Origin of the sequence: Amycolatopsis sp. 195334CR (assembly GCF_017309385.1) — a bacterium.
Lineage (GTDB): Bacteria > Actinomycetota > Actinomycetes > Mycobacteriales > Pseudonocardiaceae > Amycolatopsis.
This window is the reverse complement of record NZ_JAFJMJ010000001.1, coordinates 4,397,925-4,423,405: the sequence shown is the minus strand read 5'-3', so window position 1 is coordinate 4,423,405 and position 25,481 is coordinate 4,397,925. Positions and strand designations below refer to the sequence as shown.

Sequence of the window (25,481 nt, the reverse complement as noted above, 5' to 3'; positions counted from 1 at the left end):
ATGCTTTTATCCGTGCTCGGCGCGTGCGTTCGAAGAATGCGCGGCCGCGCATTTCCCCACCGCTGTCATTACCTATCGGGGAGAGCTGCGCATGGTCGCGAAAACCTGGGCGAACGCCCGTGACCAGCTGATGCGCGACCCGTCGGTGACCAACCTCAACACCGGCTCCTGCGGCCCGCTGCCGCGCCCGGTGTTCGACCGGGTCACCGCACTGCGTACGCGGTTGGCTTCCGCGCCGATGGACTTCCTTTCCCGGCAACTGCCCCCGCTGCTCTGGACCGCGCGCGAACGACTCGCCGAGTACACCGGCACGCGACCGCACCGGCTGGCTTTCGCCACCAACGTGACCGGCGCGATCAACCTCGTGGCCTCGTCCGTGCGCCTGGCGCCCGGTGCGGAAATCCTGCTCACCGACCAGGAGTACGCCCCCATGCGGTGGTGCTGGGAGCGGGCGGCCCGGCGGCAGGACGCGGTGGTCCGGACCTTTCGGCTCCCCGCCCAGCCGGCGGACCCGGCGGAGGTGGTCGAGGCCGCGGTGGCCGCGATGACCCCGCGCACCCGGCTGTTCTTCTTCAGCCACGTGGTGTCCTCGACCGGACTGGTGCTGCCCGCCGCGCGGTTGGCCGAGGAGGCCCGCCGCCGCGGTGTCCTGACCGTGGTCGACGGGGCGCAGGCGCCCGGCTTCACTGGTCTGGACCTGGACGGCCTGGCCTGCGACTACTACGCGGGCAGCGGGCACAAGTGGCTGCTGGCCCCGACCGGCGTCGGCTTCCTCCACTTCGGCGACGACCAGGCCGACGTGCTCCAGCCCGCGCAGGTGAGCTGGGGTTACCACGCGCCGGCGGGCTACGCACCCGACGAACGCACGGAATTCGGCAGCACCCCCCGGTTGCGCAACCTCGAATGCGAGGGCACGCGCGACCTGTGCCCGTGGCTGGCCGTACCCGCCGCGATCGACTTCCAGGCCGAACTCGGGCACGAGCGCGTCCGGGCCCGCATGCGCGAGCTGGCGGCGTTCACCCGTGAGCGCCTCAGCGGCTGGCACGGGCTGGAGCCGGTGACGCCCGAGCACCCGGAGCTGTCCGGCGCGATGACCGCGTTCGCGCTGCCGCCGGGAACCGGCCCCGAGGTGAGCCGCGAGCTGTGGCGGCGGTTCCGGATCGAAGTGCCGGTGACCGGCTCGCCCGACCGCCCGCTGCTGCGGGTGTCCACGCATTTCCACAACACCGAAACCGAAGTCGAGCGCCTGGCGGAGGCGCTGAAGGAGCTGAGCAGATGACCGACACGACCGTGCCCACCTTCGACCTGACCGAACTGCGCGCTGGCCTGCACGCCGAGGAGTTCCGCCGCGCGCTGAGCGAGAAGGGCGTGTTCTACCTCAGGGGCACCGGGCTCGGTGAGGCCGACCACGCCCCGGCGCGCGAGGTCGCGGTCGACTTCTTCGACCACGGCACCGAGGCCGAGAAGAAGGCCGTGATGACGCCGATCCCGACCATCCGCCGGGGCTACGCCGGGCTGGAGTCGGAGAGCACCGCGCAGATCACGAACACCGGCAAGTACACCGACTACTCGATGTCGTACTCGATGGGCACGGCGGACAACCTGTTCCCGACCCCGGAGTTCGCGCGGGCGTGGGAGGACTACTTCGCGCGGATGTACCAGGCGTCGCAGGAGGTCGCGCGGCAGGTGCTGACCGCGGCGGGTGCCGAGCCGGTCGAGGGCATGGACGCCTTCCTCGACTGCGAACCCCTGCTGCGCCTGCGGTACTTCCCGGAGGTGCCCGAGGACCGCGTCGCCGAGGAACAGCCGCTCCGGATGGCCCCGCACTACGACCTCTCGATCGTCACCCTGATCCACCAGACCCCGTGCGCGAACGGGTTCGTCAGCCTCCAGGTCGAAGTCGGCGGGTCCTATGTGGACATCCCGGCGCAGGAGGGCGCGGTGCTGGTGTTCTGCGGTGCGGTGGCCACCCTGGTGGCCGACGGCCGGATCAAGGCGCCCAAGCACCACGTGGCCGCGCCCGGTGCGGACAAGCGGGTCGGCAGCAGCCGCACCTCCAGCGTGTTCTTCCTGCGCCCCAACGGTGACTTCTCCTTCTCCGTGCCCAGGGCCAGGGAGTGCGGGTTCGACGTCAGCATTCCCGCCGAGACGGCCACCTTCAACGACTGGATCGGCGGCAACTACATCAACATCCGGAAGACCGCCGCCGCGCGGTGACCACCGTCCGGAGCCGGGCCACCGCCGGCACCGCGCTGGCGCTGGCCTGCATCGCGCACTTCCTGGTGGTCTTCGACACCTCGGTGATCACCGTGGCGCTGCCGTCGATGCGGGCGGAACTCGGCTTCGCGCCGGCGAGCCTGCAGTGGGTGGTCAACAGCTACACGCTGGCCTTCGCCGGACTGCTGCTGCTCGGCGGCAGGCTCGCGGACATCCACGGCCACCGGCGGGTGTTCCTCGCCGGGCTCGCCGTGTTCACCGCGGCGAGCCTGGTCGGCGGGCTGGCCACCTCCCCCGCGATGCTGATCGCGGCGCGGGCCGCGCAGGGCGCGGGGGCGGCGGTGCTCGCGCCGCTGGCGGTGACCATGCTGACCACCTCGTTCCCCGAAGGTCCCCGCCGGACCCGGGCGCTGACCATCTCCACCGCGGTGGCGCTGGTCGGCGGGGCCTCGGGCAACCTGCTCGGCGGGGTGTTCACCGAGTTCCTGTCGTGGCGGTCGGTGCTGCTGGTCAACGTGCCGATCGGCATCCCGGTGCTGTACTTCGCCGCGCGCGTGCTCGCCCGGCCCGCCGACACCCCGTGGGGCCGGGTCCGGCTGGACCTGCCGGGCGCGGTGCTGGCCACGGCCGGGCTGACGCTGCTCACCTTCGGCGTCTCGCAGACCCACGAGCACCAGTGGGATCACCCGTCCGTGGCGCTGCCGCTGGCGGGCGGGCTGCTCGCGCTCCTCGGGTTCGTGGTGGTGGAGGCGAAGTTCGCCGCCTCGCCGCTGATCCCGCCGCGGTTGTTCGGCCTGCCCGGGATCGGCTGGGGCAACCTGGCCATGCTGCTGGCCGGGGCGAGCCAGGTGCCGGTGTGGTTCTTCCTGACCCTGACCATGCAGAACGTGCTGGGCTACAGCGCCGCGCAGGCGGGGCTCGGCTTCGTGCCGCACGCGGTGGTGATGCTGGTGGTCGGCCTGCGGCTGGTGCCGTGGCTGATGCGGCGGGTGCAGGCCAGGGTGCTCATCGCGGCGGGCGCGGTGATCGGCGCGGTCGGGTTCTGGTGGCAGAGCCGGATCACCCCGGACAGCGCCTACCTCGACGGGGTGCTCGGCCCGGCCGTGCTGATCTCGATCGGCGGCGGGCTGGTGGGCACGCCGCTGGCCAGGACGGTCACCTCCGGCGTCGAACCGCTCGACGCGGGCGCGGCCTCCGGGCTGATGAACACCACCCGCCAGTTCGGCGGCGCGTTCGGGCTGGCGGTGTTGCTGACAGTGACCGCCAGCGGCACCTCGGGCAGTGCCGCGACGCTGGCGCAGCACTACGGCGACGCGTTCACCGGCATCGCGCTGATCATGCTCGCGATCGCCGCGCTCACCCCGGTTCTGCCCGCCACGCGTGACATCCAGCACGTCGCCGGTCGTTGATCAGCGTCGCTACCATCGATGCGGTGGCCACCCCCGGAGACAGACGAACCCTGATCAGCACGCTGACCGCGCTGGTGCTCGCCATCGCCGCGGTGGTCACGCTCGGTGCCACCGGCAGCGTCACCTTCGGGGAGGATCCCGTGCCCGGCCGCGCCGAAGCCATCCTCGCCGAGGTCCCCGGGCCGGAGACGGGGCCGGTCTGCCCGCTGGACAAGCGGTACGTCGACGAGCAGCCCGCGGGCCTGCGCCCCGACGTGCAGGCCGCGTTCGACCGGTTGCGCCAGGCCGCGCAGGCGAAGGGCGTGCAGTTGTGCGTGCAGGACAGCAAGCGCAGCCTGGCCCAGCAGCAGCGGGAGTTCGACCAGGCCGTGGAGAAGTTCGGCAACGCGGAACTGGCCGGGCGGTACGTGCTGCCGCCGGAGAAGTCCATGCACGTCCAGGGCATCGCGGTGGACATCCAGCCGCTGGCCTCGGCGGGCTGGGTGGAGCGCAACGGGGCCGCGCTGGGCTGGTGCCGCCGGTACGAGAACGAGGAATGGCACTTCGAGTACAGCGCCGACTACGCTGCCACCGGGTGCCCCGCCATGCTCCCCAGCGCCACTGGCACCTAGGGCGTGTTTTATCGGTCTGTTCGCAGTCTTCGCGCCCAGGCGGCCCCTGGCGGCACCGGGCCTTCGGCCGAGTACGGCCAGTACGAGGCCGAACGCCCGGCACCGCCAGGAACCACCTGGATCACGAAGCCCATCGAACAGACCGATAAAACACGCCCTGGCCACCAGCGGCGATAGCCACGCGTGGCGGCGGCGATAACCGTTCGCACACGCGGGAAAAGGTTGCCCGCGAGCGGTGTGGACCTACTCACAGCAAGGAAATTCGCGTCCACGCGCCCCCGTCCGGTTGGATGACCCCCTGCCCCGCCCGCGAGCCGAGAAAGATGACCTGTTGGCGACCCAGACCCCTTTCCGCACCGACATCCAGGCGCTGCGGGCGATCGCGGTGCTCGCGGTGGTGTTCAACCACCTCTGGCCGACGGGGCTGACCGGCGGGTACGTCGGCGTGGACGTCTTCTTCGTGATCTCCGGCTTCCTGATCACCTCCCACCTCGGCCGCGAGGTGGGCCGCACCGGCCGCATCCGGCTCGGGAAGTTCTACGCGCGCCGCGCGCGGCGGCTGCTGCCCGCGGCCCTGCTGGTGCTCTTCTTCAGCCTGCTGGCCGCCTACTTCGTGCTCCCGTTCCCGCGCTGGGAAACGAACGCGCAGGAGATCCTGGCCAGCGCCTTCTACGTGCAGAACTGGTTGCTGGCGGCCAATTCCGTCGACTACTCGGCGTTGTCCGCCTCGGCGAGCCTGGCCCAGCACTACTGGTCGCTGTCGGTGGAGGAGCAGTTCTACCTCTGCTGGCCGCTGCTGTTGCTGCTGCTGTTCCGCGTGCGCGGGTGGCGCGCGATGACCACCGGGATCGCCATCGCCGGGGCCGCCTCGCTGGCCTACTGCGTCTACCTCACCGCCACCTCGAAGGAGGCGGCCTACTTCGTCACCCCGGTCCGCGTCTGGGAGTTCGCGATCGGCGCGCTGCTCGCCTTGTGCGCGCTGAAGATCCCGCTGCTGAAGCGGGAACGCGCGCTCGCCTCGGCCGCGGGGTTCGCGCTGATCCTCGGTTCGGCGGTGTTCTTCGACCACGCCAGCCCGTTCCCCGGCTGGCTGGCGCTGCTGCCCACGGTCGGCACCGGACTGGTCATCCTGGGCGGTACGCGGCCCGGGGACCAGTGGCACACCAGGGTCACCGCCGCACGTCCGGTGCAGTTCCTCGGTGGCATCAGCTATTCGCTCTATTTGTGGCACTGGCCGTTGATCGTGCTCGCGCCGTTCGTGCTCGGTTCGGCGCGCCTGTCGCTGTGGCAGCAGTTGGGCCTGCTGGCGGTGTCCGTGCTGCTGGCCTGGCTGACCAAGCGCTTCGTGGAGGACCGCGGCCTGAGCTGGCAGCCGCTGGCACGCAGCGCGCGGGCCACCTTCACCGCGGTGGTCGCCGGCATGGCGGTGATCGCGCTGGCTTCGACCAGCCTCACCTGGGCCTACGACGACGAGGTCGCGGAGAGCGAACTGGCCGCGAAGCGCGACACGGTGAAGGTCTGCCACGGCGCGGCCGCCCTCGCACCGGACAGCGGGTGCGAAGCGCCGTTCGGCCCGGCCAAGGTGCCCTACCTCGGCCCGTCGAGCGAGTACCACCAGCGCCCGCCCGAATGCGGTGAGTGGCTCGACACGCACCTGGCCGGCGACACGAAGACCGTCAGCGTCTGCGACTTCAGCGGCGGCACGCCCCGGCCGAAGGTCGCCTGGCTGGTCGGCGACTCGCACGCGCAGCAGTGGCAGGCCCCGCTGTTCGAACTGGCCCGCGAGCACGGCTGGGTGGTCAAGCTCGGGCTGCTCGGCGCCTGCCCGATGGCCGACATCTCCTACCGCGGCTTCCGGGGCAACCCCCGCGACTCCGACGAGGTGCCGGAGTGCACGCACTGGTCGCGCGACCTGGCCTCGTCGATCGCCGCCGAACGCCCCGCGTACGTGTTCACCTCGTTCTACGCCAGGCAGGAAACCGCCGACGACGGCAGCGGCCGGTCACAGCTGGCGCAGTACCGCGAAGGCCTCGGCACCTACTGGAGCGCGTGGACCGGGGCGGGTGCCAAGGTGTACGTGCTCGCCGACCCGCCGCTCAACGGGGACGTCCGCCAGCCCGACTGCGTCAGCATCAACGCGCACAACCCGGCGGCCTGCGGGGTCGACCGCAAGCGCGCGCAACCGCTGGACCCGCTCACCGAGGCCGCGCGCACCAGCCGGGACCCCGGCGTGGGCCTGATCGACCTGACCGACTACTTCTGCGACGCCAAGCAGTGCCACGGCGTGATCGGCAACGTGGTCGTCTACTACGACGCCGACCACCTGAACCGGGAGTACGCGACTTCGCTCAAGCCGATGATCGCCGCGGAACTCGGCATCACCGAGGGCTGACCCCGGCTTGCCTGTGCCGTGGGCGTCAGGTTTTAGCGTAGCGAGGGCACCCCGCCCCGTTCGAGGAGATGATCATGAGCCTGGTCCACGGCACCCATGACCCGCGGTTCGCCGCCGCCCGCGCGGTTTTCGAGGAGAACCTCGGTTCCGGCGAGGAACTGGGCGCGTCGCTGGTGGTCGACCTCGACGGCGAGCGCGTCGTCGACCTCTGGGGCGGCTTCCGCGACCAGGCGCGCAGCTCCCCGTGGGACGAGCACACCATCACGAACGTCTGGTCCTCCACCAAAACCGTGACCAGCCTGGCCGCGCTGGTGCTCGCCGACCGCGGTCAGCTGGACCCCTACGCGCCGGTCTCCCGCTACTGGCCCGAGTTCGCCGCGAACGGCAAGGAGAACGTCGAGGTCCGGCACCTGCTCTCGCACACCTCCGGGGTGTCCGGCCTGGAGCAGCCCGCCACCGTCGAGGACCTCTACGACGTCGCCGGGGCGGCCGCCCGGATGGCCGCGCAGGCGCCGTGGTGGGAGCCCGGCACGGCCTCGGGTTACCACGCGTCGAACTTCGGGCACCTGATCGGCGAGGTGGTCCGCCGGGTCAGCGGGAAGCCGCTGAAGCAGTTCGTCGCCGATGAGCTCGCCGGACCGCTGGAGGCCGATTTCCGGCTGGGCGCCGAGGAAAAGGACTGGCACCGGATCGCCGACGTGGTGCCGCCACCGGCCTTGGCACTGGACTTCGCCGCGCTCGGCCCGGACAACATCATGGTGAAAACCCTGACCGGACCGGCGATCGACGCGAGCGTCGCCAACACCGCGGCCTGGCGGAAGGCCGATCTCGGCGCGGTCAACGGCCACGGCAACGCGCGTTCGCTGGCGCGCCTGCTCTCGGTGATCCCCCGCGGCGGCACGGTCGACGGCGTGCGGTTGCTCGGCCGGGACACCATCGAGCTGATCTTCGACGAGCAGGCCAACGGGGTGGACCTCGGCCTCGGCATCCCGTTGCGCTGGGGCATCGGCTTCGGGCTGCCGCGACTGGACGTGCTGCCGTGGATCCCGGACGGCCGCATCTGCTTCTGGGGCGGCTGGGGCGGCTCGATGGTGATCATGGACCTGGAGCGCCGGATGACGCTGACCTACATGATGAACCGGATGGCCCCGGGCATCATCGGCTCGGACCGCAGCGCGGCCTACGCCAAGGCGGTCTACGACGCGCTGAGCTGACGGGCGCACTGGCGGCAGGCACGGGCCGAAGCCGCCACCACCCCGTGGGAAACCACGCTGAGCACCGCGGCGGGCAGCACCAGCGGCCAGGCTCGGTGCTCAGATGCCGCGAACACGAGCACCACGGTGGCCAGCGGCATCGCCACGCTCGCGGTGGTCCCGGTCCACGCGGCCACCAGCGGCAGGAGCGGCGGCATCGGCAGCCGCCGCGCGAGCGCGCCGGTGGTGGCCAGGGTGATCCCGGCCGCCAGCACGGCGACCACCGCGACCGCGGCCAGCACCTGCGCGGCCTCGGGCAGTTCCCGACCGCTCCACACCGCCAGCCAGCAGACGATCAGCACCGGCACGGTCAGCGCCACCACCCGCGAGGTGGCCCTGGTCTGCCCGATGGTCAGCTCGCGCTGGCAACTGGGCACCAGTTCCTCGACCGTGCCGAACTCGCGCACCGCGGCTTCGACGGCCTGCCGGTGCGGCACCCCGGCCGCGGTGTGCTCGGTGATCGCGTCGGCCAACCCGTCGCGGATCTCCCCGACCATCCTGGCCTTGGCGCGCGCGGGCCCGTGCAACGCGTCCGCCAGCGCGACGGCGTACTCCTCGACGGGGTCTTCACTCATGACGGGTTGAGCACCGAGCCGATCGCGGTGGTGAACTCGGCCCAGCCGGTGCGTTCGTCGGCCAGTGCGCGCCTGCCCGCGTCGGTCAGCTCGTAGCACCGGCGCTTGCGCTCGCCGACCGACTGCCAGCCGCTGCGCAGCAGGCCGATCCGCTCGAGCCGGTTCAGCGCCGGGTAGATGGTGCCGGTGCGCAGTTCCAGCGCGCCGGCGCTGCGCTGCTGCACCGCGGCGATGATCGCGTACCCGTGCAGCGGCCCCGGTTCGAGCACCGCGAGCAGCAACCCGTCCAGGTGCCCGCGCACCGCGTCCGCCCTCATGAGTAGACAGCCTACCCATAAATGCAGTAGGAAGGGTACATATTGGCTGCCTACATGTAGCGAGGTTACTCCCTTGACCAAGTTCCTGCTGTCCGTGCACGTGCTCGCGGCGATCCTGGTGGTCGGGCCGATCGCCGTGGCCGCGTCCCTGTTCCCCCGCTACGCGCGCGCCGAGGGCGGCGGGGGCGCGCTGCTGCACCGGATCTGCCGCGGGTACACCGTGGTCGGCATCGCGGTCCCGGTGTTCGGCGTGGCCACCGGCGCCGCGCTCGGCGTGCTCACCGATGTCTGGCTGCTGGTCTCGGTGGTGCTCACCGCGGCCGCGGCCGGGATACTGGTGGCGGCCATCCTGCCCGGTCAGCGCAAGCTGCTCGACCTGCCGGAACAGGCCGAGCCGGGCCGCTTGGCGACCCGGCTCAGCATGCTCACCGGTGTGTTCAACCTGCTGTGGGCGGTGGTCGTGGTGCTGATGATCGTCCGGCCCGGTTCGACCACCGGCGCCTGAGGCTCAGGGGATGTAGACGCCGAAGTCGGCGTTGGCGGTGGCGAAGTCCTGGAAGCCCATCCGCGGTCCGGCCGCCCGGGTCACCGTGCCCGCCGCCTGCACCCCGCCGTTGACCTTCAGGTAGACCGAGCCACCGCTGTCCCCGCCGCGGGCGCCCGGCTGGCCCTGCTGCTGTTCGACCTCCACCAGGTCCTCGGCGTCCTGCCAGAAGAACAGCACCTTCAGGTCGCACACCGGGTTCCCGGTCTGCTCGGCGCTGGTCACCCCGCTCTGGCAGAGCAGCTGGCCGACGAAGACGTGCGTCCAGCCGAGCACCTGCTCGGTGGTGTTGCTGTTGCCGCCGCCGACGTACATCCGGTTGCTCGCCTGGGAAGTCGGGATGAGCGCGATGTCGTGGTCGTTGTGGCCCTGGCCGACGTTGCCGATGAACTCGCCGACGCCGTCGGCGATCCGGTGCCCGTTCTGGCCGCAGTGCTCGGCGGTCAGCACGAACTGGTTGCCCGCGCCGTTGCGCACGCCGAACCCGGCGGTGCAGATGGTGCTGGCGGTCTGGTTCCAGGTGCGCGCGCCGCCCTTCCACGGCGGGGCGTCGTCACCGCGGGACACCGGCGCCAGCGGTTCCTCGTGCAGTACGCGCACCGGGACATCGGCGACCTCGTCCAGTGCGCTGAACGTGTTCATCACGCCGGGTTTCGCGGCAAGCACCAGTCCGCTGCCGTCGCCGGGGCTCTTCACGCCGTACGCGCCGGACTCCGGATTCTGCCGCAGCCAAAGGTTCACGCGATCCGCGGCGGCGTCGAGCTCGGCTTCGGTGTAGGCCGCCTCACCGACGCGAACCGGCGCATGCGCACTCGCCGCGCGCACGGCTTCCTCGACCGCGGGCGTGGTCGCGCCTTTCCACCACAGCACCACATCCGAGGTTTCGAGCACGATGCCCGCGTAACCGCCGCCTGCTTCGGCCAACCGGGCGCGCAGCACCTCCGCCGCGCGGACGAGCGGCTGCTGGTCGAGCACGCGCTGCTCACCGGCGGTCAGCGTCCGCTCGGGCAGCGCCTGCGCAGAGGGCAACGCCTGGGCCGCGGGCAAGGCCGAAACCGCCGCGAGCGCGGCGACGCCGATGGCCAGCAAGCCGGTTCTGAATTTGTTGGACAGCACGGTTCACTCCTTGGGGACCGGGAGGGGAACGAGCTGCGCCGACGCGGGAACAGATTGTCACGAATCCCGCGCGAACCGCGGAAAAGCACCGGCTTCCGACAAAACCGGCCAGACGAAAGTCGGATGAATCCCCACCCTAACCCCAGATGAGCGCTGCCGTTTCGACGATGCGTTCAAGCTTCGCCTTCTGCTCGTCGAGGGTCAGGTCGTTGCCCTCCTCGGTCGAGGAGAAACCACACTGCGGCGACAGGCAGAGCTGGTCGATATCGACGTACTTCGCCGCGGCCTCCACCCTGGCGCGCAGGGAATCGACGCTCTCCAGCTCACCGCGCTTGGTGGTGACCAGGCCGAGCACGACCTGCTTTCCCTTGGGCACGAACCGAAGCGGCTCGAACCCGCCCGAGCGCTCGTCGTCGAACTCCAGGAAGTAGCCGTCCACGTTCAGCTCGTTGAACAACGCGTCGGCGACGAAGTCGTAACCACCGGCCGCGACCCACGACGAGCGGAAGTTGCCGCGGCACAGGTGCGTGGTCACGCGCAGCCCCTCGGGCCGGTCGCGCAGGGCGGCGTTCATCGTGGCGATGTTGCGCACGTGCTGCTTGTCCGGGTCACCGCCGATGCTGGCGATCATCGCGCGCTGCTCGGGGTCGTTCAGGTAGGCGAGGCTGGTGTCGTCCAACTGGAGGTACGTGCAGCCGAGCCCGGCCAGGCCGGCGATCTGCTGGCGGTAGGCGGTGGCCAGGTCCTCGTAGAACTCCTCCAGGTCCGGGTACACCGTCTGGTCCACCGCGGCCCGTCCGCCGCGGTAGTAGACCATGCTCGGCGACGGAATGGTCTGCTTCGCCGTGACCGCGTCGTCCACAATGGACTCCAGGTAGGTGAAGTCGTCGGCGAAGACGACCTCGTCCAGCCCGATCTTCTGGTTCACCCGGAAGGCCGACGGGCTGAACTCGAGATCGCCCTGCTCGTTGTGGAAGGTGACGTGCAGTTGCTCGTCGCTCTTGCCGATGCCGCGCAGCCGGTAGATGAAGTCCATGTGCCACGAACCGCGGCGGAACTCCCCGTCGGTGGCCGACCGCAGCCCGGCGGCGCGTTGCAACTCGACCACCTCGCGGATCGCGTCGTCCTCGGTGGCCCGCAGTTCGACCGCGCCGATCTCCCCGGTCGCGGCTCTCGCGCGGGCGGTCCGGAGTGCGGGCGGGCGCAGCAGGCTGCCCACGTGATCGGCACGGAACGGCGGAGTCTCGCGCGGAGTCATCCCCTCATCGTCGGGGAGGTGCCCGGTCCGATCAACCCTTTGCCGAGAAGTGCTCCTTGTGCTCGGCCGCCCACTGCCGGAACGTGCGCGGCGGGTGCCCGGTGAACCGCTCGACCGTGTTGTTCACCGGCGCCGGCATGGCGCCCGCCCGCTCGGCGACGGTGATCAAGTGGTCCAGGATCGCCTCGGGCATCCATGGTTCACGACGGTCGTGCGCCTGCTGCCTGGTCAGCGCCTCGACCGCGATCGGACGGCCCAGTTCCTCGGCCAGCACCGCGACGATTTCCGCCTGGCTCAGCGATTCCGGCCCGGTGAGCGTGAGCGAGTGCCCGTGGTAGCGATCGGTGGTGAGCAGTTCGGCCACCACCTCGGCGATGTCGTCCTCGTGGATCGGGGTGAACTGCCCTTCCGGATGGGCGATGCCGACGCGGTCGCCGGTGCGGATCTGCTCACCCCAGTCCCGGCGCGCGTCGCTGGCCAGCCAGCCGGGGTAGATCACCGTGTGCCGCAGGCCCGACTCCCGCACCGCCCGTTCCGCGGCGAGGTGGCCGCGGCGGATTGGGTTGTCCGGCGCGCCTTCGAAAACGTCCGGAGAGGACAGCAGCACCACGTACCGAACCCCGGCTTTCTCCGCCGCCGCAAGGAATTCCGTCGGCGCGGTCCGGGTCGGGTACAGGAAGATCGCGTCGACCCCGGCCAGCGCGGCCTCGGCGTTGTGCGGTTCAAGCAGGTCCAGCCGCACGGGCTCGACACCATCGGGCAGCACCAGCCCGGTGAGGTCGCGGGCCGACGCGCGCACCGGGTGGCGACGTCTGGCCAGTTCGGCGACCAGCCTGCTGCCGATGTTGCCGCGCGCGCCGGTGACAAGAACGGTCATCCTGGACTCCCTTTGCTTTGCCAGCAAATCATCTTTGCTTACAAAGCTATATCACGACCCCGTCCAGCACGGCCAGCGCTTCGGCGAGATCCGGCTGACCGGCGCTGCCCCGCCGCAGGCAGGCGATCAGCCGCCGGACCGGTCGCGGGTTCCCGGTCAGCGGCACCCTGGTCACCGCGTGCTCGGCGGGGATCGGCACGATCCTGGGCAGCAGGCAGACCCCGAGCCCGTCGGCCACCAGCCGCGAGATGGCGAACCACTCCTTCACCTGGTGCGCGATCGCGGGCGTGAACCCCGCCGCCGCGCAGGCCGAGAGCAACAGGTCGTACGTGTCGTTCTCGCGGGGTTTGACGATCCAGCGCTCGGCGGCGGCGTCGGCGAGCGTGACCGCGCGACGCCCGGCGAGCGGATGGCCGGTGGGCACCAGCAGATCCTGCGGGTCCTCGTGCAGCACCCGTTGCTCGAAGCGGGGATCGTCGACCGGCGGGCTCGCCGGGGTCGGCAGGACCACCGCGAGATCCGCCTGTTCGGCGAGCAGGAGGCGGAAGCACTCCTCACTCTCTTCCTCGATCAACTCGATGCGGCGTCGCGGATCGCGGGCGTGCATGGCCGCCGCGACAGGCGAAAGCAACGCGGCGACGGCCGAGGAAACCCCGCAGAAGCGCAGGGTCCGGCGGGACCCGCCGAGATCCGCGCGAGCGCGTTCCCAGTGTTCCTGCAACGCGTCGGCGTGCTCCAGGAGCGCGTGCGCGGCGGCGGTCAGGCGCACGCGGCGACCGTCGCGGACGAGCAGTTCGACGCCGAGTTCGTCGGCCAGCGCGCGGAGTTGCTGCGACACCGCCGAGGGCGTCACGTAGAGGGCTTCGGCCGCCGCGGTGACCGTGCCCCGATCGGCCAGCACCCGCAGCACCTGTACCCGTCGAAGGTCCATCATGTAGCCGACGCTAAATGAAAACGCGCCGAAATCATCGATGGACCTGAACGGTCCGGCGGGCTGATGCTGGCGGCATGGTTCCCGCCCCGCTTCTCGTGCTCACCGCGGCGATCTGCACGCAGACCGGTCAGGCCTTCGGCAAGCAGCTCTCCGGGGACATCGGCGCGGGCGGAGTTGTCGCGCTGCGCCTGGGTTTCGCGGCGGTCCTGCTCCTGCTGTGGTTCCGCCCGAAGCTGCCCGACCGGCGGCAACTGCCGTGGATCCTCGGGCTCGGCACCGCGATCGCGGGCATGAACCTGGTCTACCCGGCGATGCGGTACCTGCCGGTCGGGGTGGCGAGCACGCTGCAGTTGCTCGGGCCGCTGGCGGTCGGCCTGCTCGGCTCGCGACGGCCCGCCGACCTCGGCGCCGCCGTGGTGGCCGGCGCCGGGGTCTGGCTGTTGAACGATCCCGCCGGGGGTCCGCTGCACTGGCCGGGCCTGGTGCTCGCGCTGCTGTCCGCGGTGGCGATGGGTTCCTACCTGCTGCTGAGCCGAAAGGTCGCCCTGCTCACCGGCGACGCCTCCGGACTGGCGTGGGGCGTCGCCTTCGCGGCCGTGCTGGGCGTGCCCACCGGACTGCTCGCGCAGCCGGTGGACTGGGCGCCGGGAGTACTGCTGGCGGGCGCCGCCGTCGCGACGATCACCGCGGTACTCCCGTACACCCTCGAACAGTCCGCGCTCCGGCGGATCAGCGCCGGGACCGTGGGCCTGCTGCTCAGCCTGGAACCGGCGGTCGCCGCGGTCGCCGGGCTGCTCGTGCTGGACGAGCGGCTCTCGGCGCTCCGCTGGCTCGGCCTCGGCTGCATCAGCGTCGTGACCGCGTGGACCGCTATTTCGACGCGGCGAGCGCGAGCTCCGGCTCGGCCGCGCGCGAGCGCTTGACCACCCCGGAAACCGCGACCAGCAGGCCGAGCACGGCGATCCCGGTGACCACGGCCAGCGCGGGCGTGAGCCCGTCGAGCACGTGGACGCCCTCGCCGCCGTTCGCGGTGAGGACCGCGGTCACCACGGCCAGCCCGATCGCGCCACCCACCTGGACCGAGGTGTTGAGCAGGCCGCCTGCCAGGCCCTGCTCGTCGTCGCTGATGCCCGCGGTGGCCTGGATGTTCAGCGAGGAGAAGGCGAGCGTGAAGCCGATGCCGAGCAGGATCATGCTGGGCAGCACCGCCCCGGCGTAGCTCGAGTCCTTGTCGATCCCCAGGAACAACGCGTAACCGACGACGTGCGCGGCGACCCCGGCGAGGATCGTGCGCGGGGTGCCGACCCGGTCGATCAGCGGCTCGATCTTCGGCGAACCGAAGGCGACGATCAGCGCCGCGGGCAGGAAGCCGAGCGCGGTCTGCAGCGCGGACCAGCCCAGCACCGACTGCAGGTACAGCATCACCACGAACTGGAACCCGATGTAGGCGCCGAAGAACAGCGCTCCCCCGAGGTTCGCGCGGGCCAGCGGGCCGGAGCGCAGGATGCCGAGGCGCAGCAGCGGGTGCTTCGAGCGCTTCTCGATGAACACGAAGGCGACCAGCAGGGCGATGGCGAGCGCGAACGAGATCAGCGTGCGCGGCGACGCCCAGCCGATCTCGGGTGCCTCGACCACGGCGAAGACCAGCAGCAGCGAACCGGCCGCGCCGGTAATCGCACCGGGGAAGTCGTAACCGCGGCCGGTTTCCGGGCGGTACTGCGGGATCAGCTTGATCGCGGCGACCAGCGCGGCGAGCGCGATCGGCACCGGCAGCAGGAAGGTCCAGCGCCAGCCGACCTCGGTGAGCAGGCCGGAGAAGACGAGTCCGGCGGAGTACCCGCTCGCGCCGAACACGGCGAAGATGCTGATCGCCTTGTTGCGGGCGGGGCCCTCGTGGAAGGTCGTGGTGATGATGGAGAGCGCGGCCGGGGCGGTGAACGCGGCCGCGAGGCCCTTGACGAACCGGCTCGCGATGAGCAGCGGGCCGCTGTCGACGAGCCCGCCGAACAGCGAGGCGACGGCGAACACGGCGACCGCGACCAGGAAGACGCGGCGGCGGCCGAGCAGGTCGGCGGTGCGGCCGCCGAGCAGGAGCAGGCCGCCGTAACCGAGGACGTAGCCGCTGACGACCCATTGCAGGGCGCTGGTGGAGAGGCCGAGTTCGGCCTGGATGGACGGCAGGGCGACGCCGACCATCGACACGTCGAGCGCATCGAGGCCGACGACGGTGGAGACGGTCAGGAGCACGCCCCACAGGCGTGCGTCCCACCGGGTTGAAGACGTGGACAAGCTCATGGGTCAGGACAGTACATGCACGCGCATCTAATGCCAATGCATTTAATGTCGTTGCATCAGATTCGTGTGCATGCTATCTTCGCCGGGTGAGCGATGTGGCCGAGCAGACACTGGTGCGGGAGTGGCACGAGCTGTTCGCGCGGCACGCGGCGGTGTTCAACGCGCTCGAATGCCAACTGCAGGAGCTCCACGGCATCGGGATCAACGAGTTCGAGGCACTGGAGCGGCTCGCCACCTGCGACCGCAAGTGCCGCGGCGCGGATCTCACCGACGCGGTGCACCTGAGCCAGAGCGCCACCTCGCGCTTGGTCGCCCGCCTGGAACGCGAGGGCCTCGTCGAACGCGCCATCTGCGACGCCGACCGGCGCGGCATCTTCATCACCCTGACCGACGCCGGGCGCCGGCGCTACGCGGAAGCCAAGCCCACGCACCGCGCGATCCTTTCCCGCACCCTGCACGCCTGACCCCCGCCTTTCGAGGCGTAGGCCGCTGCAGTGAATGTGGCTTTCACTGCGAATTCCGCTGTGAAAGCCACATTCACCGCACCCGCAAGGGATCCGTCAGAACTGCGGCACGCCGGTGACCGTTCGGCCGTTCAGCGGTTGCACGGCACGCGCGTTCCCATCGACGAACAGGCTCTGGAACCGGTCGATCGTCGCCTGGCTGACGGTCAGTTCCGCGGTCAGGAACCACTGCACGTCCTCGCTGAACGGCGCCGTGGTGAGCGAGCCGTCGTAGCGCAGCGTGCTCCGGTTCGCCGGAAGCAGCGAGTTCAGGTCGATGTCGTGCACCTCCTCCGGCTCACCGCACTCCGGCGCCAGCTTCGCCAGCACGGTGTCCACAGTGGACTTGTGCCCGGCCCGCAGCGGCACGCCGATGACCAGCAGCCGTCCCGCCGCGCTGCGGTGGACGAAGTGCATCTCCAGCGGATCGGCGTGCCCGCCGAAGCGGTGCTCCGACGGGGTGTGGAAGTGGAACTGCTCCAGTTCGTACCGCACCCCGGCCACCGTGACGTGCCCGGCGCCGGGCGTCACGTTGGCCTCCTCCGTCTCCTCGTGGTGGCGCGTCGTGCACCCCGCGGACTCGGCGGTGTCCTTCCGGACGTATTCCAGTTCGACGTCCGAATGCCCGTACGAGACATTCAGCTTCGGCTGGCTGGGATCGATCTTGATCGCGCCCGGGGTCACGTTGATCGGGCTCTGCCTCGGCAGTTGCGACTGGGCGACGGTACCGCCCGCGGTCAGCGTCGCCACCACGAGGGCGAGGGGAACAAGGACAGCGGTGAGGCGTCTACGTGTCACGCTCGGAAACCTTTCGAGGACCCGAATGAAACTGATGATCCATTCGGACAAATCGGTTCACTCGGCTGGAGGAACTCGATTGCGAGGTAACACATCCTTCTCCCGTTTCGCCCGCTCTCACAAGTACCCGGTAACCGGGCATTTGCGAACAAGCAGGTCAATTCGGCGCACCTTTCCCGCGAATGGAAGGTGATCTGCGCAACACCGCTTCGAATCGCGCAGCAAGCAGAACAGCCGTACTGTCCGATTTGTGGCTGTTATTCCTGTCCTCGCGTCGCTGCTGCTGACCCTGCCCACCCCGCTCACCCCCGAAAAGCCGGTCGAAGCGCGATGCGACGGCGTCACCGTCGCCGTCGCACTGCCCGGCGAACTCGTGGTCCGCTGCGCAACCGGTGCCACCGACGCCCGGCAGGCGCTCGACCGCACCGGCCTCGCCGTGCACGCGGGCCGCGGCGAAGGCCCCTACGGCGACGCCGGGTACGTCTGCCGCATCAACGAAGTCCCCTCCGCGATCGACGACGACTGCGCCGGGCACGCCGACGGCGACCCGTACTGGAAGGTGTGGCGCGTCGGCCTCGACCCGGTGGCCTGGCGCGCTTCCCAGACCGGCGACGGCCCGGCCGGGGTGCCGGTCTGCCCCGGCGCCCTGGTCGGCTTCAGCTTCGGCGGCGAGATGCCGGTCTCGCCGGAAGCCGTGCTGGACGACCCCGGCTGGCTGCCCCCACGCTGCTAGAACGACCGCGGCTGCCCCGCTACTAGAAACGCCCCCGGCTGCCTGTCCCGCGCTGCTAGACCGCCCCGGCTGGCTGTCCCCGCGCTGCTAAACCGCCCCGGCCGGCTGTCCCCGCGCTGCTAAACCGCCCCGGCCGGCTGCCCCCGCTGCTAGAACGACCCCGGCTGGCCGCCCCCGGCGCTGCTAGAACGACCCCGGCCAGCCGCCCCCGCGCTACTGGTTCGGGTCGAACGTCCGGAAACCGCGCCGCAGGTAGTTCGGCATGGCGTTCGGGTGGTCCTTCGTCGACGTGTGCAGCCACACCCGCCGCGCGCCCGGCACCGCCCACGCCTCTCGGACCACCAGCGTCAGCGCGTACCCGCCCAGCCCGCGGCCGACGAACTCCGGGACCAGGCCGAAGGTGCTGATCTCCACGTCCCCGCCGTCCCGCGCCACGTAGTCGGTGGCGCCCGCGGCCTCCCCGCCGAACCGGACGACCCGGTACTCGCGGTCCTCCTTGTCCAGCCACTCCGCCCAGCCCGCGTCGGTCCGGGTGGCGCTGCTCCAGCCGTGCGGCGTGCCGATGCGCGCGTGCAGCTCCCTGATCAACGGCGACGTGTGCCCGACCGGGTCCAGCACCAGCCCGTCGACCGGTTCCGCCGGCCGCAGTTCGCCGGGCGCGGTCATCTCGAGATAGGTGATGATCTCGTCCATTCCGGCAGACTAGGACCTCGCTCAAGCACTTTTTCCACGGTCACCCAGACCGCCAGCACCAGCGCCGCCAGCATCACCATCGCCAGCACCCGGAAGTCCACAATGGCCGGGCTGTCCGGGGCCAGGTAGGGCAGGTACGAGAACAGCGAGGCGAACTGCGTCAGGATCGGCAGTGGCCACAGCAGCCGGGGCAGGGAGAACGCGGCGACCACGGTCAGCACGTCGGCGAGGTAGAAGTACCGCTCGTGCATCGCGGGCAGGAAGTACGGCACCAGCAACGCCGAAACCGTTGCCAGCAACACGATCCGGGTGGTGGTCAGCTCGGTCGCCCTGGCCAGCAGCGCGACCGTGCCACCGAGCAGCAGCGCCCCGGTCAGGGCCACTCCCGCCGCCTTGAGCACGTCGGTCCCGCTCACCTCGCTCAGGAACTGGTACGCGTTCGGCGCGTTGAGCGTGAGCTGGCCGTAGGTCTCGGTCTGCGTCGCGTAGATCGTCAGCAGCGCCACCGGATCGGCGCCGATCAGCAACGCGGGCAGGTCGAGCACCAGGTAGACCGCGGGCACCAGCAGCAAAGCGCGCCACGGCACGTGCTTGGCCAGCACCAGCAGCAGCAACACCGGGAACAGGAACACCGCCTGGAGCTTGAACGCCAGCGCCAGCCCGAAGAAGGCACAGGCCAGGTACGGCCGGTGGCGCAGGGCGAAGTAGAGACCGCCGAGCGCGAACGCCGAGTAGATCGAGTCGGCCTGCGCCCACATCGAACTGTTCAGCACCACGGTCGGCAGGAACACCACCACCGCGCCGGCCGCCACCGGCCACCAGCGCCCGGGGTACCGCAGGTCGACGATCCGGTAGGCGAAGCAGGCCAGCACGAAGTCGAACACCACCGAGATCAGCTTGATCCCGACCAGCGGCGGCACCGGCAGGTAGCTCAGCACCACCAGCAGGTACAGGTAGGGCGCGTTGTAGTTGGCGAACTCGTGCCGCAGCGCGGCCCAGCCGCCGTTCTGCTCGATGAACTCGTACCAGCGGAGCAGGAACGCGTTGTAGTCCCCGGACCGGTAGTCGAAGAAAAGCGTGCGCACGGCGAACGCGGCGAACACCAGGAGCACAAGGGCGGCGAGCTTCTTGGCCATAACGTGAGTGAAGCGGCACGGGCTGTGAACGGGCTGTGCGCCACATGTGCGCCGGCTCAGCGAAAGTTCAGCGGAAGAGGTGCTCGATCCGGCTGGAGATGGCGGACACCAGCGGCGCGAACCTGGCCCGCCCGCCGAGCAGGGACTGCACCTTCGACCAGCGGCTCAGCGTCAGTTCGGGGTGCACGGTGCCGGGCAGGCCGCGCTGCAGCGCGCGCATGTCCTCGGCGAGCAGCGCGAGGTTGTCGTCGAGGACCTCCCGTTTGGGCACGTCCTCGCGGCCGGTCTGGGCCCGCAGCCGATCGAGCAGCACGAGCAGTTCGGTCGCGGCATCCGCGGTGGTCCCGGCCTCGATGCTGATCACCCCGCTCTCGCGCCGACGCCGAGCACAAACGGTACCGCGCGCGAAAAGTCGAGGGAACAGGCGGCGAGAAATCACTGTCACCACAGCCGAACGGTTACTCACCGCCACCACTGCGGTCCTAAGCGGACTGTCCGGTGTGGCGCGGTCGGGCGGCTGTCCTCTTCGGACGCCGCGGGGCGGTGGAACCCGGGGGAACGGACGGGTCGGGGGTCAGTCCGTTCCACCGGGGGCTGAGCGGGCGGTGGCGAACCAGGCGCCGCGGTCGGAGTCGGCCTCCGGCCACGGTGGCCTGCCTCCGCCGTCGCACCGGCATTCGTGGAACAAGCAGGTCCAGGCGTCGGGATAACGCGTGCCGCACCAACGGCAGGTACGGAAAACCCGGCTGACGAACGCGGCGGGGCTTTCGCCGTCCGCCCGCCTTGGCTCCGGTCTTTCGCCAGGCACCAGCACCTCCCGTGATCGCGCAATCACGCTAGGCGCGTCCGGGGCCGGTTTGTGCACCAGGAGTGCACAGCCGCCGTGGTCTACCCGGTTGGGGCAACACCCATGCGCCAGGCGAGTCCGCGCAGCTCCCGGCCACCGGCTTCGCGGCGGGCGCTGCCGAGCAGGTCCGCGACGGCCTCACGAGCGAAAACGTTGTTCCTGACCTTCTGCGGGGCCAGTTCCTCCGCCTTCAGCAGGGCGGAAAGCCCTTGTTCGCGGGTCTTCCGCTCAGTGAGCAGGCCGCGGCCCAAATCCATCCAGAAGGCGGACTGGCGGGAGCGGGAAACCCCACCGGGTCGCACTACGCGTGCCAGTTCGGCCACGCCGGCGCCCAGGCCGAGCTCCAGCCCGATGGTCACCTGCCAGATGCCGACGTTGGTCCGGCCGAAGTTGGTGTCCATCCACGGGCTCACGTCCGGCTCCAGCGCGTCGGCCAGCGCGGCCGCTTCGGCCAGGTGCGTCCGCGCCTGGTCGGCCTGCCCGCGGGTGGCCGAGGCCAGTGCGGCGGTCAGGTGCGCCAGCCCGGCCGTTTCGGCGCGGGCGCCGGACATCTCGGCCACCCGGACGGCCAGTTCGTACTGCCGCGCGCGGTTGGCCCCGGACAGCAGCTGCGCGCGCTGGTAGGCGGCGTAGGTGGTCCACACCGGATCGTCGAGTTCCTCGGCCGCCTGGCGCATCCGCTCCACGGCCAGCGCGGGCAGCCCGGCGAAGCCGAGGTCGTGCACCAGGTAGGCGGCGGCCTTGTAGGTGCCGATCAGCCCGACCAGCGCCTCGCGGCGGTACGCCGGATCGGCCGACGCGGTCAGCAGCTCGCGGATCAGCTGCGGGATGAGCACCACCTGCGCGGCGAAGTCGGCGTCGGGCCGCAGGACCTTGTTCAGCCGCACCACGTCCGCCGAGAGCTGCGCCCACGGCCGTTCCGGCTGCTCCGGCACCTCGCCGACCCACCAGCCGGTCAGCGCCTCCTCCACCGCGGGCACCCCGGCGCGGATGTCGTCGTCCAGCGGATCCCTTGCCGCGTAGGGCTTTCCGGTCAGCTCGGCGGGTGAGACGCGGAGCGTGCGGGCGAGCGCTTCGAGCACCCGCCTGCTGTTCACCGGCTTCTCACCGCGCTCGATCTGGCCGAGGTAGGTGAAGGAGTAGCCCGACAGCTGGGCCACCGCCCGCAGGCTGAGCTGCCGCCACCCGCGGATCTCCCGGAGCCGCCGCCCCAGTTCCGTCGCGGGTTCCATCGCCGAACGCCACCTCTCACCTAGACGCGCCAACTCGTCCAGGGTATCGAGCCCTGGATCAGGTGAACACCGCGACTACGTCACTACGCGTGGTGATCCGGTTCCGCTCGATCGCGTAAATTACGAGCCGCGCGCTCAAGTCTGCTCCAGGCGCGTCTTCAGCGCGTCCAACCGGCCGTCCCAGTCGCTGGCCAGCGCGGCCAGGAACTGCTGGGCCACCCGCATCGGCGCCGAGCGCAGCCGGTACCGCACCCGGCGCCGCTCCCCCGGCTCCGCGGTCACCAGACCGGCCTCGGCCAGCAGGTTCAGGTGCTTGGCGATGGCCTGCCTGCTGATCGGCAGGCGACCGGCCAGTTCGGTCGCGGTGGCCGGCCCACCCGCGGCCAGCGCACCGAGAATGGCGCGCCGGCTCGGGTCGGCCAGTGCGGTGAAGACCTGTTCGGCGACCGCCTCTTGCTCAGGCTGCATCGAGGTATTCGATCAGCTCGCCCAGTTCGGCCGCCCACCCCTTGACGTTTCCGCCGAAGGCCTTCTCGTGGTCGTCGGCCGAGAGCTGGCCGAACCCGCTCTCGACCACGGTCAACCGCGTGCCCGCGTCGACCGGTTCGAGGGTGAACTCGACGTAGGTGCGACGCGGGTCACCCTCGGGCAGCCCGTAGATGTGCCAGGTGAAACCGAACACGGACGGTTCCTCGACGCGCTCCACCCGCAGGTCGGCCGCGTCGCCGGTGTCCCACTTCAGCTGCGCCGATCCGCCGGGCCGCAGGTCGATGGTGGCCTGGTTGCCGAACCAGGTGCCGAGCCCTTCGGCGGTGGTCAGCGCGGCCCACACCTTGGCGGGCGGCTGGGCCAGCTCGACGGTCCGCTCGATGCGGTCGGGGAATGCCATGGGAACCTCCACTAGGTAGCAACCAACTGGTTGCGACTCTATGGCAACCAATCGGTTGCGTCAAGACTGGGCATCGCCCCAGGTCGGCGCGGTTAGCCTCGGGCCCATGGCGCGCGTGGTGGTCCTGGCCAGTGGCAGCGACGGGGACGTGCTGCCCTACCTCGGCCTGGGCAGGCAGCTCGCCGAAGCCGGGCACCCGGTGACGGTCGCGGCGGTGGCGCGGTTCGGCGAGGCGATCACCGGCGCCGGGCTGGGATTCCACCGGCTGTCCTCGACCGATCCCCGGAAGGTCACCGCGAGCAGCCGGAAGTCACCGATGCGGCTGATGGTGGACGGCCTGCGCGAGCAGGTGCCGGAGATGATCGACGCCGCCGGGCACGCCGACGTGCTGCTCTGCCCGATGTCCACGTTGATCTTCGGCAACAGCCTCGCCGAAGCCAACGGCATCCCGTGCCTCGCGCTGCCGTTGCAGCCCGCCGCGCCGACCCGCGAGATGTCCCCCGCCCTGTTCGGCGGCCGCGATCTGGGACCGTGGCTCAACCGCGGGACGGGCGAACTCTTTGTCCACCTGGGACCCCGGATGTTCGCGAAACCGCTGGCCGAACTGCGCACGCGCCTCGGGCTCGACGGCAAGTTCACCCCGGACCCGCACCAGCGCATGCTGCACGGCGTCAGCCCGATCGTGGTGCCGCGCCCGCGCGATTGGCGCCCGGAACAGGAGATGGTCGGCTTCTGGTGGCCGCATTCCACCGCGGAACCACCCGCCGAGCTGGTCGCCTTCCTCGACAACGGCCCGCCACCGGTCTACTTCAGCTTCGGCAGCGTGGTCGCCGGCAAGGCCGGACGCGGACAACAAGCGCTCACCGACGCGATCCGGCGCAGCGGACTGCGGGCGATCGTGCACACCGGCTGGGGCGACCTGGCCGCCTCCGGCGAGAACGTGCTCGCGGTCGGTCACGTGCCCCACGAATGGCTCCTGCCGCGCGTCGCCGCCGTGGTGCACCACGCCAGTGCGGGCACCACCGCCGCGGTGCTGCGCGCGGGCGTGCCGTCGGTGCCCGTGCCGTTTTCGAACGACCAGCCGTTCTGGGCGAAGCGCCTGGCCGAGCTGGGCACCGCGCCGGGCGTGCTCCCGGCGCGCAAGCTCACCGGGGACGCGCTCGCGGCGAAGATCGCCGAGGCGCCGACCTACACTCGACGAGCCGCCGGGATCGCGGCGGAACTGCGGGACGAGGACGGAGCCGCGCGCGTGATCGAGGTCGTGGAACAGGTCACCGAAGGGGTCACCACCGGATGACCACGCGCACCGCACGCGGCTGGAAGCGCGCCGCTCGCAACCGCTCCGCCGGTGGGGCGGGCATGTACGTCCCGCAGCGGCGCAAGCTCCTCGCGGACCTGACCGGCACGGTGCTGGAGATCGGCCCCGGCGCGGGCGCGAACACCGCGCACTTCGGCCGCGACGTCCGCTGGCTCGGCCTCGAACCCAATCCCTACCTGCACGAACGCCTGCGCGAGAAGGCGAGGGGGCAGGTCATCGGCGGAGCGGCGGAGGCCATTCCGCTGGCCGACCACAGCGTGGACGCGGTGGTCGGCACCATCGTGCTGTGCTCGGTCGACGACCAGCGCCGGGTACTCGCCGAGATCGTGCGTGTGCTGCGGCCGGGTGGCCGTTACGTGTTCCTGGAGCACGTCGCCGCGCCCGAGGGCACCTGGTCGCGCTGGGCGCAGAAGACCGTGGCGCCGGCGTCGCGCTGGCTCGACGGCGGCTGCGATCCGGCGCGCGAGACCGGCCGCGCCATCGACGCGGCCGGGTTCGACCGGGTGGAGACCGAGGAGTTCCTGCTCCACGGCCCGTTCGGGGTGAAGATCCCCCACCTGACCGGCTGGGCCAGCACGGCCAGGTGAGGGCTCGCCCTCACCTCCCGAACTTCGACCGGACGTCGGCGACGATCAGGTCGTGGTCGATGCTCAGCGCGACCATCGCGCCCAGCGCGGCGCTGGTCACCGCGTGGATCCACGGTGACGGCCAGTTCGGCAGCCGCGCGGCTTCCCCGGCGGCGTAGACCCGGTCGACCGAGGTGTGCCCGTGCTCGTCGATCCGCACCGAACCGTCGTCCATCAGTTCGCAGCCGAGCGCTTCGGCGAGTTCACCGTGCGCGTCGAGCGGGGTCTTGATGAACATCGCGTCGCGCGCGATCGTCTCGCCCCCGATCCGCACGCCGGTGAGGCGGCCGTCGGCGCCGATGACCTGCTCGACCGGTTCCGTCCGCACGTCCACCTCGCATACCTTGAGCGCGGCGGCCGCCTCCTCGTCGAAGTCCGGCGCGCCGCCGGTGAACAGCACCACGTCGGAGCTGTACCGGGTGAGCTGCACGGCCAGGTGCGCGGCGGAGGTTTCCGCCCCCAGCACGGCCAGCTTCTGCCCGCGCACCTCGAACCCGTGGCAGTACGGGCAGCCGTAGACGCCCTGGCCCCACAGCTCGGCCACGCCGTCGACCTCGGGCAACCTGTCGCGGCGGCCCACGGTCAGCAGCACGCTGTGGGCCTGTTCGGTGGTGCCGTCGGCGAGCACCACCGACGCGCCCTCCTCGCCCGCGGACACCGAGGCGACCGCGACGTCCCGCACGGTCACCGTCTCGTACTTGGCCAGGTCGTCCCTGGCGATCTGGCGGAATTCCGCCGGGTCGATCCCGTCCCGGCTGAGGAAGCCGTTCATCGCGTGCGCCCTGGCGTTGCGGGGTTCGCCCGAGTCCACCAGCAGCACCCGCCGCAGCGCGCGGCCCAGGATCAGCGCCGCGTTCAGGCCGGACGGCCCGGCGCCTACCACGATCACGTCGTACATCGAAAAACTC

The 25,481-nt window shown here is 71.0% G+C and carries 27 protein-coding genes; 12 read left to right on the top strand and 15 right to left on the bottom strand.

Annotation, left to right across the window (positions count from 1 at the left end):
• Positions 1-91 precede the first annotated feature (91 nt).
• The 6 genes from JYK18_RS20725 to JYK18_RS20700 all read left to right on the top strand — a co-directional run bounded on the left by JYK18_RS20725 (position 92) and on the right by JYK18_RS20700 (position 7,843).
• Positions 92-1,279, top strand: a complete 1,188-nt coding sequence (locus JYK18_RS20725; protein WP_206803586.1) for an aminotransferase class V-fold PLP-dependent enzyme — start codon at positions 92-94, stop codon at positions 1,277-1,279.
• Positions 1,276-2,217 (top strand): 2OG-Fe(II) oxygenase family protein, encoded by a 942-nt coding sequence (locus JYK18_RS20720; protein WP_206803585.1) that lies wholly within the window; start codon positions 1,276-1,278, stop codon positions 2,215-2,217. Before JYK18_RS20725 ends, JYK18_RS20720 begins: the two co-directional genes overlap by 4 nt.
• Entirely contained in the window at positions 2,214-3,626 is a 1,413-nt protein-coding gene (locus tag JYK18_RS20715; RefSeq protein WP_206803584.1) for an MFS transporter, read from the top strand. Before JYK18_RS20720 ends, JYK18_RS20715 begins: the two co-directional genes overlap by 4 nt.
• 23 nt (positions 3,627-3,649) lie before the next feature.
• The gene (locus tag JYK18_RS20710) at positions 3,650-4,237 is read left to right on the top strand and encodes a D-alanyl-D-alanine carboxypeptidase family protein (protein ID WP_307795967.1); all 588 of its coding nucleotides are present in this window, start codon (positions 3,650-3,652) and stop codon (positions 4,235-4,237) included.
• Between the two features lie 331 nt (positions 4,238-4,568).
• Entirely contained in the window at positions 4,569-6,629 is a 2,061-nt protein-coding gene (locus JYK18_RS47550; protein WP_206803583.1) for an acyltransferase family protein, read from the top strand.
• A gap of 74 nt (positions 6,630-6,703) precedes the next feature.
• Positions 6,704-7,843 (top strand): serine hydrolase, encoded by a 1,140-nt coding sequence (locus JYK18_RS20700; protein ID WP_206803582.1) that lies wholly within the window; start codon positions 6,704-6,706, stop codon positions 7,841-7,843.
• Here the strand turns inward: JYK18_RS20700 and JYK18_RS20695 are convergent.
• Positions 7,825-8,457: a permease prefix domain 1-containing protein gene (locus JYK18_RS20695; protein ID WP_206803581.1), complete on the bottom strand. Its 633-nt coding sequence runs from the start codon at positions 8,455-8,457 to the stop codon at positions 7,825-7,827. The genes JYK18_RS20700 and JYK18_RS20695 overlap by 19 nt on opposite strands.
• The gene (locus JYK18_RS20690; protein ID WP_206803580.1) at positions 8,454-8,774 is read right to left on the bottom strand and encodes a PadR family transcriptional regulator; all 321 of its coding nucleotides are present in this window, start codon (positions 8,772-8,774) and stop codon (positions 8,454-8,456) included. Before JYK18_RS20690 ends, JYK18_RS20695 begins: the two co-directional genes overlap by 4 nt.
• Positions 8,775-8,847: 73 nt before the next feature.
• On the opposite strand from JYK18_RS20690, the gene JYK18_RS20685 reads away from it, so the two are divergent.
• The gene (locus JYK18_RS20685) at positions 8,848-9,279 is read left to right on the top strand and encodes a hypothetical protein (protein WP_206803579.1); all 432 of its coding nucleotides are present in this window, start codon (positions 8,848-8,850) and stop codon (positions 9,277-9,279) included.
• Positions 9,280-9,282: 3 nt separating this feature from the next.
• On the opposite strand, the gene JYK18_RS20680 is transcribed toward JYK18_RS20685, so the two are convergent.
• The 4 genes from JYK18_RS20680 to JYK18_RS20665 form a co-directional block, all read right to left on the bottom strand.
• Entirely contained in the window at positions 9,283-10,434 is a 1,152-nt protein-coding gene (locus tag JYK18_RS20680; RefSeq protein ID WP_307795966.1) for a hypothetical protein, read from the bottom strand.
• A 136-nt stretch (positions 10,435-10,570) separates the two neighbouring features.
• Positions 10,571-11,692: a 5-methyltetrahydropteroyltriglutamate--homocysteine S-methyltransferase gene (locus JYK18_RS20675; protein WP_206803578.1), complete on the bottom strand. Its 1,122-nt coding sequence runs from the start codon at positions 11,690-11,692 to the stop codon at positions 10,571-10,573.
• A 31-nt stretch (positions 11,693-11,723) separates the two neighbouring features.
• Complete coding sequence (locus JYK18_RS20670; RefSeq protein WP_206803577.1) at positions 11,724-12,569, bottom strand: SDR family oxidoreductase; 846 nt, start codon at positions 12,567-12,569, stop codon at positions 11,724-11,726.
• Positions 12,570-12,615: 46 nt separating this feature from the next.
• Positions 12,616-13,503, bottom strand: coding sequence for a LysR family transcriptional regulator (locus JYK18_RS20665; protein WP_206803576.1), 888 nt, complete (start codon positions 13,501-13,503; stop codon positions 12,616-12,618).
• 74 nt (positions 13,504-13,577) lie between these two features.
• On the opposite strand from JYK18_RS20665, the gene JYK18_RS20660 reads away from it, so the two are divergent.
• The gene (locus tag JYK18_RS20660; RefSeq protein ID WP_206803575.1) at positions 13,578-14,426 is read left to right on the top strand and encodes a DMT family transporter; all 849 of its coding nucleotides are present in this window, start codon (positions 13,578-13,580) and stop codon (positions 14,424-14,426) included.
• On the opposite strand, the gene JYK18_RS20655 is transcribed toward JYK18_RS20660, so the two are convergent.
• The gene (locus JYK18_RS20655) at positions 14,374-15,798 is read right to left on the bottom strand and encodes an MFS transporter (protein ID WP_206803574.1); all 1,425 of its coding nucleotides are present in this window, start codon (positions 15,796-15,798) and stop codon (positions 14,374-14,376) included. The two genes, JYK18_RS20660 and JYK18_RS20655, sit on opposite strands and share 53 nt — an antisense overlap.
• An 86-nt stretch (positions 15,799-15,884) precedes the next feature.
• Here JYK18_RS20655 and JYK18_RS20650 point away from each other — a divergent pair, with 86 nt between their 5' ends.
• Entirely contained in the window at positions 15,885-16,262 is a 378-nt protein-coding gene (locus JYK18_RS20650) for a MarR family winged helix-turn-helix transcriptional regulator (protein WP_206803573.1), read from the top strand.
• A 96-nt stretch (positions 16,263-16,358) separates the two neighbouring features.
• Here JYK18_RS20650 and JYK18_RS20645 read toward each other — a convergent pair whose 3' ends face one another.
• A complete protein-coding gene (locus tag JYK18_RS20645) occupies positions 16,359-17,099 on the bottom strand; it encodes a carbonic anhydrase family protein (RefSeq protein WP_206803572.1) in 741 nt (246 codons plus the stop codon).
• 250 nt (positions 17,100-17,349) lie between these two features.
• Between JYK18_RS20645 and JYK18_RS20640 the strand changes: the two genes are divergently transcribed.
• Entirely contained in the window at positions 17,350-17,832 is a 483-nt protein-coding gene (locus tag JYK18_RS20640) for a hypothetical protein (protein WP_206803571.1), read from the top strand.
• A gap of 213 nt (positions 17,833-18,045) precedes the next feature.
• Here JYK18_RS20640 and JYK18_RS20635 read toward each other — a convergent pair whose 3' ends face one another.
• The 6 genes from JYK18_RS20635 to JYK18_RS20610 all read right to left on the bottom strand — a co-directional run bounded on the left by JYK18_RS20635 (position 18,046) and on the right by JYK18_RS20610 (position 22,629).
• Positions 18,046-18,525, bottom strand: a complete 480-nt coding sequence (locus JYK18_RS20635; protein WP_206803570.1) for a GNAT family N-acetyltransferase — start codon at positions 18,523-18,525, stop codon at positions 18,046-18,048.
• Positions 18,495-19,661 (bottom strand): hypothetical protein, encoded by a 1,167-nt coding sequence (locus JYK18_RS20630; protein ID WP_206803569.1) that lies wholly within the window; start codon positions 19,659-19,661, stop codon positions 18,495-18,497. The genes JYK18_RS20635 and JYK18_RS20630 overlap by 31 nt, the downstream gene beginning before the upstream one ends.
• Before the next feature lie 67 nt (positions 19,662-19,728).
• A complete protein-coding gene (locus JYK18_RS20625; protein WP_206803568.1) occupies positions 19,729-20,025 on the bottom strand; it encodes a hypothetical protein in 297 nt (98 codons plus the stop codon).
• Between the two features lie 524 nt (positions 20,026-20,549).
• On the bottom strand, positions 20,550-21,740 hold the full coding sequence (locus JYK18_RS20620) for a helix-turn-helix domain-containing protein (RefSeq protein WP_206803567.1): 1,191 nt from the start codon (positions 21,738-21,740) through the stop codon (positions 20,550-20,552).
• Positions 21,741-21,875: 135 nt separating this feature from the next.
• Positions 21,876-22,208, bottom strand: coding sequence for a helix-turn-helix domain-containing protein (locus JYK18_RS20615; RefSeq protein WP_206803566.1), 333 nt, complete (start codon positions 22,206-22,208; stop codon positions 21,876-21,878).
• Positions 22,198-22,629 carry an SRPBCC domain-containing protein gene (locus JYK18_RS20610; protein ID WP_206803565.1) on the bottom strand — a complete coding sequence of 144 codons (432 nt, stop codon included), beginning with the start codon at positions 22,627-22,629 and terminating at the stop codon, positions 22,198-22,200. The genes JYK18_RS20615 and JYK18_RS20610 overlap by 11 nt, the downstream gene beginning before the upstream one ends.
• Positions 22,630-22,735: 106 nt before the next feature.
• Here JYK18_RS20610 and JYK18_RS20605 point away from each other — a divergent pair, with 106 nt between their 5' ends.
• Positions 22,736-23,926 (top strand): glycosyltransferase, encoded by a 1,191-nt coding sequence (locus tag JYK18_RS20605; protein ID WP_206803564.1) that lies wholly within the window; start codon positions 22,736-22,738, stop codon positions 23,924-23,926.
• Positions 23,923-24,534 (top strand): class I SAM-dependent methyltransferase, encoded by a 612-nt coding sequence (locus JYK18_RS20600; protein WP_206803563.1) that lies wholly within the window; start codon positions 23,923-23,925, stop codon positions 24,532-24,534. Before JYK18_RS20605 ends, JYK18_RS20600 begins: the two co-directional genes overlap by 4 nt.
• Before the next feature lie 10 nt (positions 24,535-24,544).
• On the opposite strand, the gene JYK18_RS20595 is transcribed toward JYK18_RS20600, so the two are convergent.
• On the bottom strand, positions 24,545-25,471 hold the full coding sequence (locus JYK18_RS20595; protein ID WP_206803562.1) for an NAD(P)/FAD-dependent oxidoreductase: 927 nt from the start codon (positions 25,469-25,471) through the stop codon (positions 24,545-24,547).
• Between the last annotated feature and the right edge of the window lie 10 nt (positions 25,472-25,481).